Consider the following 12,080-nt stretch of genomic DNA (forward strand, 5'->3'; position numbering starts at 1 on the left):
GGTTACCAGACCAGCTCGCCGCGCAGGAAGGCTCGTCCCTCGGGGGTCTGCGGTTCGGCGAAGAAGCGCTCGGCCGGAGTGTGTTCGATCAGGCGCCCCCCGTAGAGCAGCACGACGTCGTCGGCCAGGCGCTTTGCCTGGTTCAGGTCATGGGTGGTCATCACGATGCGCGTGCCGCGGCGGTGGAAGTCGAGCACGGCGTTCTCCACGGCGCGGATCGCCGCCGGGTCCAGCGCCGACGTGGGCTCGTCGAGGAACAGCACCTCGGGGCGGGTCAGCCAGGCCCGGGCCAGGGCCAGGCGCTGCTGCTCGCCACCGGAGAGCACACGGGCGGGGCGCTTCTCCAGGGGCGCGAGGCCGAAGCGGGCGAGCGCCTCCCGGGAGCGCTCGCGGCGCTCGTGCCTGGGCACGCCGGTCACCGCAAGCGCATAGGTCAGGTTGTCGATGGCAGAGCGCTTCAGCAGCACCGGGCGCTGGAAGACCATGGCCTGGCGCGGTGACGACCCCTCCCAGTGCACCCTGCCTGCGCTGGGTACCAGCAGGCCGTGGGCCAGACGCAGCAGCAGGCTCTTGCCGGCGCCGTTGGGGCCCATCACCAGGGTACGGCGGCAGCCCTCCAGCCGCAGGGTCAGCGGGTGCAGCAGCAGCTGGTCGCGGTGGGTGACCTGCACGGCCGCGAAGACGAGGGGGGCGATCCCGGCAGCGGTGGCGGGGAGGCGCATGTCGTTCATCCCAGCCGCCTCTGCGCTGTCTCGCCGACCAGGTGGGCGGCGGCGTTGACCAGCAGCACCAGCCCCAGCAGCACCAGGCCGAGGCCCAGGGCCAGCGGCAGGTTGCCCTTGCTGGTCTCCAGCACGATGGCGGTGGTCATCACCCGGGTCACGCCGTCGATGTTGCCGCCGACGATCATCACCGCCCCCACCTCGGCGCTGGCCCGGCCGAAGCCGGCCAGTATCACGGTGATCAGCGAGAAGCGGGCGTCCCACAGCAGGGTGGGCATCATGCGTGGCCGGGAGACCCCTAGCGAACGGAGCTGGTCGCGGTATTCGCCGTGGAGCTCCTCGATCTGCTGGCGGGTCAGGGCGGCGATGATCGGCAGGATCAGGATCACCTGGGCCACCACCATGGCAGTGGGGGTGAAGAGCAGGCCCAGCGGGCCCAGGGGGCCGGCTCGGGAGAGCAGCAGGTAGACCGCCAGGCCCGCCACCACCGGCGGCAGGCCCATCAGGGCGTTGAGCGCCACGATGACGATACTGCGGCCGGGAAAGCGCCACAGGGCCAGTGCCGCCCCCAGCGGCAGGGCGAGCAGGGAGGCGATGAGCACCGCGGTCAGCGAGACCTGCAGGGAGAGCGCCACGATGCCCAGCAGCACCGGGTCCATGCCCAGGATCAGGGCCAGGGCGGTCTGGAAGGCGTTGGCGTCGGCGTCGGCGGACATCGCGTTCTCCTGTTGTCTCGTTGCATCATGTGCGTTGAGCCGGCGCTTCGCATCCAACGGTGGAATTCATGCAGTCTCGTGCAAGATAAGAGCGTCTGCGCCGCGACCGGAGATGTCCCATGGAGAGTGGCCCGCCCCATGCCTACCTGACCACCGCCGAGGTGGCCGACTACCTGCGCCTCAAGGAGCGCAAGATCTACGACCTGGTGCGCCAGGGCGAGATCCCCTGCGTGCGGGTGACCGGCAAGCTGCTGTTTCCCCGCCAGAGCCTCGACCTCTGGTTGATGAACCACCTGGAGGGGGACCGGGCGGGCCACCGGCCCGTGCCGTGTGTCCTGGCGGGCAGCCAGGACCCGCTGCTGGAGTGGGCCGTGCGCGAGAGCGCCTCGGGGCTGGCGCTGCTGTGCCACGGCAGCGGCGACGGGGTCCGGCGGCTGCTGGACGGCGATGCCATGCTGGCCGGCCTGCACCTGCTGGACCCGGAGAGCGGGCGCTACAACGAACCGGCGAGGCTGGGCCTCGGCGGCATGCGTGACCTGGTGATGGTGCGCTGGGCGCGGCGCCGCCAGGGGCTGCTGCTGGCCCCGGACAACCCGCTGGACATCCAGCGGCTGGTGGACCTCACGCGGCCCGGCGTGCGGCTCGCCCATCGCCAGCCCGACGCGGGAGCGGCGCGACTGCTGGGACTGCTGCTGGCGCGGGAGGGGGTCGACAGGCAGCGCCTGACCCTGGCCCGGCACCCCTCGCTCAGCGAGGAAGACCTCGCCCTGTCGATCCGCCAGGGCGAGGCCGATGCCGGGCTCGGCGTCGAAGCGGCCGCGCGCCGCCAGGGACTGGCCTTCGTGCCGCTCCACGAGGAGGCCTTCGACCTGGCCATGCGCCGGCGCAGCTACTTCGAGCCACCGCTGCAGCGACTGCTGGCCTTCGCCCGGGAGCCGCGTTTCGGTGAACGCGCCGAGGCCCTGGGGGGCTACGACGTGAGTGAGCTGGGGCGTGTGGTCCATAACGCCTGAGGGCGGCGACTTGACGTCCGGCGCCTGTGGTCGATACTACTGATTAGACCGGTCGGTCTGAGAGGATGATGCATGACGCATATGACGAAGGAGCGCCTGCTGGAGGCAGGACTCGCCATGTTGCTGGAGCAAGGCTACAACGACCTGGGCATCCAGGCGCTGCTGGCGGCGACGGGGACCCCCAAGGGATCCTTCTATCATCACTTCCGCAGCAAGGAGGACTTTGCCCTGCAGGTCATCGACCGCTACATGGAGGACGTCCACCATGGGCTGGATCTGAGCCTGGGCAATGCCAGCCTGCCGCCCCTGGAGCGGGTGCGCCTGTTCTTCGAGCTGTCGCAGGAGAAGTACCGCCAGGACGGCTACCTGGGTTGCCTGCTCGGTGGCGTCGGCCAGGAGTTGTCGGGGATCAGCGAGACGTTCCGGCGCAAGATCGAGACCTGCTTCGCCAGCATCGCCGAGCGGGTCGCCGATAGCCTGGAGGAGGCTCGGCAACAGGGTGACCTGCCGGCGGACAGCGATCCTCGCCAGATGGCGGACCTCCTGGTGGACTGCTGGGAGGGGGCTGCCTTGCGCAGCCGGTTGCGCCGCGACCCAGGCCCTCTAGGGGCCATGCTCGACTTCTACTTCTCGGCCGCCACGAAGTGAGCCTGGCGGGTGGCCGCGAGCGGGGAGTCGGCGGCCAAGGCGATTACCGACTGGTCTGTTCCGGACGGCGTGACGTCGTCCACCACCAGTGGTGAGGGTCGGCGATCCGCCGGCCCGGGAGGTATCGAATGACAACTACCAACCTCTACGAACGCCTGGGCGGAGAGCGGGGCATCGCCTCGCTGGTCGACGACATCGTCGAGTCCCATATGCAGAACCCGCGCATCCAGGCGCGCTTCCTCCCCTATCGCGAGGACCCCGATCACCTGGAGGTGGTCAAGGGACACCTGCGCGACTTCCTCGCCGCCGGGAGCGGCGGCTCCGTGGCGTATCGGGGACGCAGCATGCCGGAGGCGCACCGCGGCATGAATATCAACGAGGCGGAATACATGGCCGCCGTCGACGATATCCTGGACGTCCTCGATCGCCATGGCATCGATCCCCAGACGCGTCAGGAGATGCTCGGCATCGCCTACTCGCTCAAGGGGGAGATCATGCACGTCTGAGGCGCCGGACCCGTCGTCGCCCGCCCGGGGGGCTCCCCCGGGCGGTTTCATATTGGCGCCTGCTGATTGGGCGGCACGATGCCCAGCCGCTTCATGCGCCGGTAGATGGTGGGGCGGGATAGCCCCAGCTCCCGGGCCACGGCGCTGACGTTCCACCGGTGGCGGCACAGCGCCCGGTAGAGCAGGTCCTGTTCCAGGGGCTGCGGAGTGGCCGGGCCCGGCCCGGCGGGTGCTCCCTCGAGGCCCGCGCTGACGGGACGCCTGGCCGCCGGATGGGCGAACTGGCCGTGCAGGCACTCCTCGGGGAGGTCGCTCACCACCACCTCGTCGCCGTCGCAGGTGGCGAGCGCGTAGCGCAGGGCGTTGTGCAGCTCGCGGATGTTGCCGGGCCAGGAGTAGGCGAGCAGGGCGCTCATGGCATCGCCGCGCAACCGTGCCTGACCGTCGCGCTCGCGGTTGAGCTCGCTGAAGATCCGCCGGATCAGGTAGCCCTTGTCGGCCCGCTCGCGCAGCGGCGGCAGGCGCAGGCTGGCGCCGTTCAGGCGGTAGAAGAGGTCCTCACGAAAGCGTCCGGCGGCGATCAGTTCGCGCAGGTCGCGGTGGGTGGCGGCGACGACGCGCAGGTCCACCTTGATGGGGCGGCTGGCCCCGATGGGCAGCACCTCCTGCTCGGCCAGTACCCGCAGCAGGCGAGTCTGCAACTGCAGCGGCATGTCGCCGATCTCGTCGAGAAACAGGGTGCCGCCGTCGGCCTGGGCGATCAGCCCCTTCATGCCCTTGCTGCGGGCGCCGGTGAAACTCCCGGGCTCGTGACCGAACAGCTCGCTCTCGATCAGCGATTCCGGCATGGCCGCGCAGTTGATGGCCACGAAGGGCTTGTCGCGGCGCCGACTCGACTCGTGCAGGGCGCGGGCCATGCGCTCCTTGCCGGTGCCGGTCTCGCCGATCACCAGGATGTTGATCGGCTCGTTGCGCAGCCGGGCGGCGCGGGTGAGGGTGTCGCGCATCGCCGGATCGTCGTCGGCCAGGGCCTCCAGCGGCGCCAGGCTCGAGTCGCGCCCCTCGCCGGGGCCGGGCATCGCGCTGGCTCGGCGGGGAGGCTCGATCAGGGCCGCGAAGTGAAGTTCGCGATGGCGGTGGGTGCGGAAGGCGCGCACCCGGTCGTCGCTGTGCTGGGGAATCGCCAGCACCTCGTCGACCTCGGCGTCGAGCAGGTCCTGGATGTTCCAGGCCCGGAAGGGGCGGGCCTCGCCCGCCTCCGGCAGCGGTAGCTCGTGGTGGCGCAGCAACTTGCGCCCGGCGGTGTTGGCCGCCACCAGGCTGCCGTCCGGCTCCATGGCCAGCAGGTAGCGGCGGTTGATCTGCACGAACTCCCGGGAGCGGTCCAGGCAGACGATGGGGTGATCGGCGTAGCGCTGCAGGAAGTAGGCGTCCTCGATCATCTTGGCGGTGTACTTGACCAGTTGCAGGGCAAAGGTCTGGGAGTGCTTGGACTCCGGCGAGTGGTAGGCGGAGATGTCGAGTACCGCCAGCAGCTGGCCGTGGGGGTCGAAGATTGGTGCCGCCGTGCAGGTCAGGCGAATATGGTGGGCGCTGAAGTGATCGCTGTGGTGGCAGGTGAGGGCACTGCGTTCATGGATGCAGGTGCCCACCGCACAGGTGCCGGCATGGGCCTCGCTCCAGTCGGCGCCCAGATAGAGGCCGGTGCGCTGGTGCTCGCGCTGGTCGGTCTTGGCGCCGAGGAACTGCACGGCGATGCCGCGGGCGTCGGTGAGCAGCACCACATAGCCCAGCGGCGCCACCTGACGGTAGAGCTGCTCGACCCCGGCCCGGGCCACCTGGAGCAGGTCGTCGGCCTGGTCCTGATGCTCGCGCAGGGTGGCGCCGGGCACGTAGCGGGCCGGGGTGGGGCGGGCCGGGTCCAGGCCATAGCGATCGATGCAGCGCCGCCAGGAGCGCTCGATGATCGCTGCCTCGCCCTGGGGCCCGGATCGATTCAGGGACTCGAGGATGGTCTCGACGTGCTGGCGTTGGCTCAGGCTGGTGGTCATGGTGTGCCTCTGCCGGTCGCGGTCGTTGTGATTGTCATGGTGTCAAGGTAAGGCGCCGGTCAGGCGATCGAGATACGACCTTGGTCGCCCCCTTTACAACTGTAACGGTGACTGTAAACGGCCCTGTCACGAAGTGTCCGGCCCGCTGTCACGTCCCGCGCCGTTCAGCCCCTCGCGCCGGGGTCGAAGTGGATCCGCTTTTCTCTTTCCTCTCAGTGACTTGACTCTTGTCTTCGTCAGTTTGGCACGGAAGCTGCCATGGCATGGGTGTGGCCATCGCCTCGGCGGGCCTGCCAACAACAAGATGAGGAGTCATGCCATGACCGCTTACCCCCGGGCGACGCTCAGCCGTCGCCGCTTCCTCACCCTCACCGGCGCCCTGACCGCCGGCAGCCTGGCGCTGGGCGCCGCCGGCCTGTGGCCGCGCTGGGCGCTGGCCGAGCCCGACCTGGCAAGGCGCCTGCTGCGCGTGGGTCGGGACATCTACCCCCACGAGGCGATCGAGGATCGCGACTACCTGGCGTCGCTCACCCCGCTGCTGGAGAAGCAGCGCGAGGAGATTGCCGCCGGGCTCGACGATCTGGATCGGCGCGCCAGTGCTGCCCATGGCAACGACTATGCCGGGATCGGGAATGACGACGAGCGCGAAGCGCTGTTGCGGGAGATTCAGCACACGCCGTTCTTCGCGCAGGTCAAGGGCAATCTGTTGATGGGGATCTACAACAATCCGGACCTGTGGCCCCTGTTCGGTTATGGGGGCTCTTCCTGGGAACAGGGCGGCTATCTCCACCGTGGCTTCGACACCGTTCCGGATTGGCTTTGACCGAGCCGCCGATGACGACGGGTCGCAGTCACTACCACGATAACAACAGAGGGGCACAAGAGAATGACCAGGCAATTTGATCTGAATGACGACAGCCTCGTGGTGATCATAGGGTCCGGTGCCGGCGGTGGCACCCTCGCCAATGAACTGGCGCAAAAGGGCATTCGCTCGGTGGTTCTGGAAGCCGGCAAGCGTTTCACCATGGAGGATATCGAAAATGACGAATGGGGGATGTTCAACAAGATAAGTTGGCTCGACCAGCGCAATCTGGTGGGGCCGTCTCGCCTGGCCGAGGACTTTCCCAACTTGCCCGCCTGGATCGTCAAGGGAGTCGGTGGCTCCACCATCCACTGGGCCGGGGTGGCCATGCGCTTTCAGGAACACGAGTTCAAGATGAAATCGCTCAACGGTGCCATCGCCGGCGCCAATGTGGAGGACTGGCCGCTGTCGCTGCAGGACCTCGAGCCCTATTACGCCCTTGCCGAAAAGAAGATGGGCGTGTGCGGCACCGAGGCGACCGGCATGCCGTTTCATGACAAGAGCACCCATTACCGGGTCATCGAAGCCGGTGCCAATCGAATCGGCGCCCGCTGCGAGCAGGCGCACCTGGCGATCAATACAGTGCCATTCGATGGGCGATCGCCCTGCCAGGTCACCGGGTTCTGCATGCAAGGCTGCCGCTTCGGCGCCAAGTGGTCGACCATGTATGCGGAGATTCCCAAGGCCGAAGCCACCGGCAATGTGGAGGTCAGGCCCAACTGCATGGCCCTCAGGATCGAGCATGACCGTGACGGAAAGGCGACCGGGGTGCTCTATGTCGATGCCGATGCCGATGGCGTGGAGCAGTTCCAGAGGGCGCGAATCGTCGCCGTGGCGGCCAATTCCATCGAGTCGCCGCGCCTCCTGCTCAACTCCGCCTCCAGCCTGTTCCCCGATGGGCTGGCCAACTCCTCGGGCCAGGTGGGCAGGAACTACATGACCCATGTCACGGGGGGCTCCTACGCCGAGTTCGATCATCCGGTGCATATGGAGCGCAGCACCGTGGTGCCCGGTATCGTCACGGAGTGGGAGGATAACGACCCTGCTCGCGGCCATGTCGGTGGCTACGAGCTGGAGGCCTTGCACCTTGGGCTGCCGTTCATGTCGGCGTTTCTGGACCCGGGCGCAGCCAATGGCTGGGGGCGAAAATTTGCCCAGTCCATGGAGAACTACAGCCGGATGGCGGGCTTCTGGATCTGCGGGGAAGACCTTGCCCTGGAGTCCAACCGTATCACCCTGCATCCCACGGAGAGGGACCCGTACGGCTTGCCGGTGCCGGTGGTTCACAAGGCGGATCACGACAACGATACGCGCATGCGCAACCACGCCTACCGGATGTCCAAGGAGTTGTTCACGGCCATCGGCGCGCACCATGTGAATGACCTGCCGCCCTATCCGGCCAGTCACAACATGGGCACCAATCGCATGCATGCCAATGCCCAGGATGGCGTCGTCAACCAGTGGGGGCAGTCCCACGACATCGATAACTTGTTCATCTCCGACGGCAGTCAATTCACCAGCAGTGGGACGGAAAACCCGACCCTGACCATCGTTGCCCTGACCATTCGTCAAGCCGATTACATTGCCGAGCGCATGTCACGCGGCGAACTCTAAGAGGAGAGATATCCATGCAACCGACAGCCGAACAGCGGCGCTGGATGTACCGCCACATGGTGCTCAGCCGCTACCTCGAGGAGCGCATCGAGGCGCTCTACATGGAGGGCAAGACGCCGGTCTTCAACATGGCCAAGGGGCCCATCCCCGGGGAGATGCACCTCTCCAACGGCCAGGAGCCCTGTGCCGTGGGGGTCTGCGCCCACCTCACGGCGGACGATATCGTCACCGCCACCCACCGTCCCCACCATATCGCCGTGGCCAAGGGGGTCGACCTGGATGCCATGGTCGCCGAGATCTTCGGCAAGGCCACCGGGCTCGCCGGCGGCCGCGGCGGTCATATGCACCTCTTCGACGCTGCGGTGAACTTCTCCTGCTCGGGGATCATCGGCGAGGGCCTGGGCCCGGCGGTGGGGGCGGCGCTCTCCCGCCAGATGCAGGGCAAGCCCGGTGTGGCGGTGGCCTTCATGGGCGAGGGGGCCGCCAACCAGGGGGCCTTCCACGAGGCGCTGAACCTGGCGGCGGTGTGGCAGCTGCCGGTGGTCTTCGTCATCGAGGACAACGCCTGGGGGATCTCGGTGGCCAAGCAGGCCGCCACCGCCGTGCCGCGCAACGACGTGCGTGCCACCGCCTACGGCATGCCCGGCCATCACGTGGCCGACAACGACGTGGAGGGCGTCTTCGCCGCCGCCGGTGAGGCGATCGCCCGGGCCCGGGAGGGGCAGGGGCCGAGCCTGATCGAGATCGAGACCTCCCGGCTTGCCGGCCACTTCATGGGCGACGGCGAGGACTACCGGCCCAAGGGGGAGAAGGAGGGACTCGCCGATCCCGTTCCCCGCTATCGCACGGCCCTGCTCGACGCCGGGGTGCTCGACGAGGCGGGTGACGATGCCCTGGTGGCCGAGGCCCATGAGCGGGTCGAGGCGGCCATCCGCTTCGCCCAGCAGAGCGACTTCCTGCCGCCCGAGGCGGCCCTGGAAAATGTCTTCGTCGAATCGGGAGAACCACAATGACTACTGCGACCAGGAGCGCCAGCCGCAAGCTGACCATCGCCCGGGCCATGGCCGAGGCGACTGCCCAGGAGATGCGCGTCGACCCGCGGGTCTTCGTGATGGGCGAGGACGTGGGCCCCCTGGGCGGGGTCTTCGGCAACACCCGTGGCCTGCATGAGGAGTTCGGCCCGGAGCGCATCCGCGATACGCCGATCTCCGAGACCGCCTTTATCGGTGCCGCCGTGGGGGCCGCCTCGGACGGCATGCGGCCCATCGTCGAGCTGATGTTCGTCGACTTCTTCGGCGTGTGCATGGACGCCATCTACAACCTGATGGCCAAGAACACCTACTTCTCCGGCGGCAAGGTTCCGGTGCCCATGGTGCTGATGACCTCCACCGGCGGTGGCTACTCGGATGCCGGCCAGCACTCCCAGTGCCTCTACGGCACCTTCGCCCACCTGCCGGGCATGAAGGTGGTGGTGCCGAGCAACGCCTATGACGCCAAGGGGCTGATGACCGCGGCGATCCGCGACGACAATCCGGTGGTCTTCATGTACCACAAGGCGCTGCAGGGCATGGGCTGGCTGGGCACCGAGAAGGGCGCCACCGTGGCGGTACCGGAGGAGGCCTACACCGTGGAGATCGGTAAGGCCGCCGTGGCCCGGGAGGGGCAGGACCTGACCCTGGTCAGCCTCGGCGCCGGCGTGCACCACTGCCTGCGCGCCGCCCAGGCCCTGGAGGAGGAGGGCTTCTCCGCCGAGGTGATCGACCTGCGCAGCCTGGTGCCGCTGGACCGCGAGACGGTGCGGGCCTCGGTGGCCAGGACCGGCCGGCTGATCGTGGTGGACGAGGACTACCACAGCTATGGCGTCAGCGGCGAGATCATCGCCAGCGTCGCCGAGCACCCGGGCTGCCGCCTGCGCGCCGCCCCCAAGCGGGTGGCCTACCCGGACATCCCCATTCCCTTCGCGCCGACCATGGAGCAGTGGGCCCTGCCCAATGCCGACAAGATCGTCGCCGCCTTCCACCAGATGCTGACCGAAAGTTGAGGAGAGACCCCCTATGACGACCGAAATCACCGTACCCGAGGACCTCTGGGAGGGCGAGACCGAAGGCGTGATCACCGCCTGGCTGGTCAACGACGGGGCCGAGGTCGCCCAGGGCGACCTGGTCGCCGAGGTGATGGTGGAGAAGGCCCAGTACGAGATAGAGGCCCCGCTCTCCGGCCGACTCAGCATCGCCAAGGAAGAGGACGAGGTGGTGAGCAAGGGCACCCCGATCGCCACCCTGGAATCCTGAGGAGAGACCGCATGAGACTCGACGTGCAGGAGACCGCCGCCCCCACGGGGGCGGATGACGCCACGGCGTCGATCAAGCTGCGCGGCATGCGCGGCATGATCGCCTCGAAGATGCTGCAGAGCCTGCAGCAGTCGGCCCAGCTGACCCATCACGCCAGCGCCCGCCTCGATGCCCTGCAGGCGCTGCGGCGGCGCCGTCGCGACGCCGAGCTGCCGGTACCCTCGGTGCAGGACCTGCTGCTGCGCCTGACCGTCCAGACCCTGGCCGACTTCCCGGCCCTCAATGCCACCCTGGAGGAGAACTGCATCACCCGGCATGCCGCGGTGCACCTGGGCCTGGCGATTCCGCTGCCCGACGACCTGCTGGTGGCCCCGGCGCTCTTCGATGCCCAGGCCCTGAGCCTGGGCGAGCTGCCCGAGGCGCGCCAGGCGCTCACCGAGCAGGCGCGCAACGGCAAGCTCGGGGTCAGGGCGCTCACCGGCGCGACCTTCACGGTATCCAACCTGGGGCGTTCCCGGGTGCACCACTTCACGCCGCTGCTCAACCTGCCCCAGGTGGCGATCCTCGGCATCGGTGGTGTGGAGACCCGGGCCGTGCCAGACTCGGACGGCTGTCGCGCCGTGGAGGTGATCGGCCTGTCGCTGACCTTCGACCATCGCGCCGTCAATGGGGCGCCGGCGGCGGCCTTCCTCGATGCCCTCTGCGAGCGTATCGAGGGGTTGGCCAGCGATGCCTTCGACGATGAACTCTGATGCGGAGCCCGACCCCATGACGCACGCCTTCTCCCTGCAGACCGACTCCCTGACCCTGCGCCGCCCCAGTGTGGCGGAGGGCCTGGCCCTGGAGGAGGCGCTGCTGGAGTCGATCTGCCAGGGCGAGGGCGAGTTCGCCCTGCTGGCCTGGTCGCCCCAGGACCGTGCCCTGGTGATGCCGCGTCGCCATGAGCGGCTGGCGGGCTTTCCCGAAGCCCGAGACGCACTGCGTGAGCGGGGCTGGCCGATCCAGTTCCGTTCCACCGGCGGCACCCCGGTGCCGCAATGTCCGGCAGTGGTCAACGTGGCCCTGGCGCAGCGCTGCCGGGTGGGGAGTTCGTCAGCCCATCTGGAGTGGGGCTATCGCCGGCTTGGAGAGCCCTGGTGCGCTTGGCTCGAGGCGCTCGGCGTGAAGGGGGCCGATCTTGGGGCGGCCCCCGGTGCCTACTGCGACGGCCGCTTCAATGTCCGCATCGGCGGACGCAAGCTGGTCGGTACCGCCCAGCGCTGGCGCCGCGTACGTGGCTGCAAGGATATGGCGATGCTGGCCCACGGTGCCATGCAGGTGGGCGAGACGCCGGAGGCCCTGGTCGCGGTGGTCAATGCCTTCCAGGCCGCCATCGGCGACCCTCAGCGCTTCGCCGCGGGCAGCCATGTGGCGCTGTACCAGGCACTACCCGACCTCGATCTCGAGACAGCGCTGCCCGGGCTGCTGGCGCGCCTGCAGGAAGCTGAGTGAAAGGAGAGTGATGTCACCTCCCGCTCAGGTCATGTAAGCACGGGGCCCGGATGGGCCCCGTTCCGGCAGGTGTTGCCGAGCGGCCATGCGGCTGCCGTCAGGGTTGAACCTCGCCCACCTCCCCGGCGAACTCGTGGCCCATGATGATGGGAGCACGCTGCTGGCT

13 protein-coding genes are annotated in these 12,080 nt (G+C 68.6%); 10 read left to right on the forward strand and 3 right to left on the reverse strand.

Annotated elements, in window-relative coordinates; translation table 11 throughout:
• Positions 1-2 precede the first annotated feature (2 nt).
• Entirely contained in the window at positions 3-731 is a 729-nt protein-coding gene (locus ACOMD9_RS09030) for an ATP-binding cassette domain-containing protein (RefSeq protein ID WP_421413930.1), read from the reverse strand.
• A complete protein-coding gene (locus ACOMD9_RS09035) occupies positions 728-1,438 on the reverse strand; it encodes an ABC transporter permease (RefSeq protein WP_421413933.1) in 711 nt (236 codons plus the stop codon). The genes ACOMD9_RS09030 and ACOMD9_RS09035 overlap by 4 nt, the downstream gene beginning before the upstream one ends.
• A gap of 119 nt (positions 1,439-1,557) precedes the next feature.
• Between ACOMD9_RS09035 and ACOMD9_RS09040 the strand changes: the two genes are divergently transcribed.
• The 3 genes from ACOMD9_RS09040 (at position 1,558) to ACOMD9_RS09050 (ending at position 3,605) form a co-directional block, all read left to right on the forward strand.
• A complete protein-coding gene (locus tag ACOMD9_RS09040; protein WP_421413936.1) occupies positions 1,558-2,451 on the forward strand; it encodes a substrate-binding domain-containing protein in 894 nt (297 codons plus the stop codon).
• A gap of 72 nt (positions 2,452-2,523) precedes the next feature.
• Positions 2,524-3,099, forward strand: coding sequence for a TetR/AcrR family transcriptional regulator (locus tag ACOMD9_RS09045; RefSeq protein WP_421413939.1), 576 nt, complete (start codon positions 2,524-2,526; stop codon positions 3,097-3,099).
• Between the two features lie 128 nt (positions 3,100-3,227).
• Entirely contained in the window at positions 3,228-3,605 is a 378-nt protein-coding gene (locus ACOMD9_RS09050; protein WP_421413942.1) for a group I truncated hemoglobin, read from the forward strand.
• Positions 3,606-3,652: 47 nt separating this feature from the next.
• On the opposite strand, the gene ACOMD9_RS09055 is transcribed toward ACOMD9_RS09050, so the two are convergent.
• Complete coding sequence (locus tag ACOMD9_RS09055) at positions 3,653-5,656, reverse strand: sigma-54-dependent Fis family transcriptional regulator (protein ID WP_421413944.1); 2,004 nt, start codon at positions 5,654-5,656, stop codon at positions 3,653-3,655.
• Positions 5,657-5,975: 319 nt separating this feature from the next.
• Here ACOMD9_RS09055 and ACOMD9_RS09060 point away from each other — a divergent pair, with 319 nt between their 5' ends.
• The 7 genes from ACOMD9_RS09060 to ACOMD9_RS09090 all read left to right on the forward strand — a co-directional run bounded on the left by ACOMD9_RS09060 (position 5,976) and on the right by ACOMD9_RS09090 (position 11,914).
• Positions 5,976-6,479: a twin-arginine translocation signal domain-containing protein gene (locus ACOMD9_RS09060; RefSeq protein WP_421413946.1), complete on the forward strand. Its 504-nt coding sequence runs from the start codon at positions 5,976-5,978 to the stop codon at positions 6,477-6,479.
• Between the two features lie 63 nt (positions 6,480-6,542).
• The gene (locus tag ACOMD9_RS09065; RefSeq protein WP_421413949.1) at positions 6,543-8,132 is read left to right on the forward strand and encodes a GMC family oxidoreductase; all 1,590 of its coding nucleotides are present in this window, start codon (positions 6,543-6,545) and stop codon (positions 8,130-8,132) included.
• 14 nt (positions 8,133-8,146) lie between these two features.
• Complete coding sequence (locus tag ACOMD9_RS09070) at positions 8,147-9,145, forward strand: thiamine pyrophosphate-dependent dehydrogenase E1 component subunit alpha (RefSeq protein WP_421413952.1); 999 nt, start codon at positions 8,147-8,149, stop codon at positions 9,143-9,145.
• The gene (locus ACOMD9_RS09075) at positions 9,142-10,173 is read left to right on the forward strand and encodes an alpha-ketoacid dehydrogenase subunit beta (protein ID WP_421413955.1); all 1,032 of its coding nucleotides are present in this window, start codon (positions 9,142-9,144) and stop codon (positions 10,171-10,173) included. Before ACOMD9_RS09070 ends, ACOMD9_RS09075 begins: the two co-directional genes overlap by 4 nt.
• Before the next feature lie 13 nt (positions 10,174-10,186).
• Positions 10,187-10,423, forward strand: coding sequence for a biotin/lipoyl-containing protein (locus tag ACOMD9_RS09080; protein ID WP_421413957.1), 237 nt, complete (start codon positions 10,187-10,189; stop codon positions 10,421-10,423).
• Positions 10,424-10,434: 11 nt separating this feature from the next.
• Positions 10,435-11,175 carry a 2-oxo acid dehydrogenase subunit E2 gene (locus ACOMD9_RS09085; RefSeq protein ID WP_421413958.1) on the forward strand — a complete coding sequence of 247 codons (741 nt, stop codon included), beginning with the start codon at positions 10,435-10,437 and terminating at the stop codon, positions 11,173-11,175.
• A gap of 16 nt (positions 11,176-11,191) precedes the next feature.
• Positions 11,192-11,914, forward strand: a complete 723-nt coding sequence (locus ACOMD9_RS09090; RefSeq protein WP_421413960.1) for a lipoate--protein ligase family protein — start codon at positions 11,192-11,194, stop codon at positions 11,912-11,914.
• Positions 11,915-12,080 lie beyond the last annotated feature (166 nt).

The organism is Halomonas terrestris (assembly GCF_049166755.1).
In the GTDB taxonomy this organism is placed as follows: Bacteria; Pseudomonadota; Gammaproteobacteria; order Pseudomonadales; family Halomonadaceae; genus Halomonas.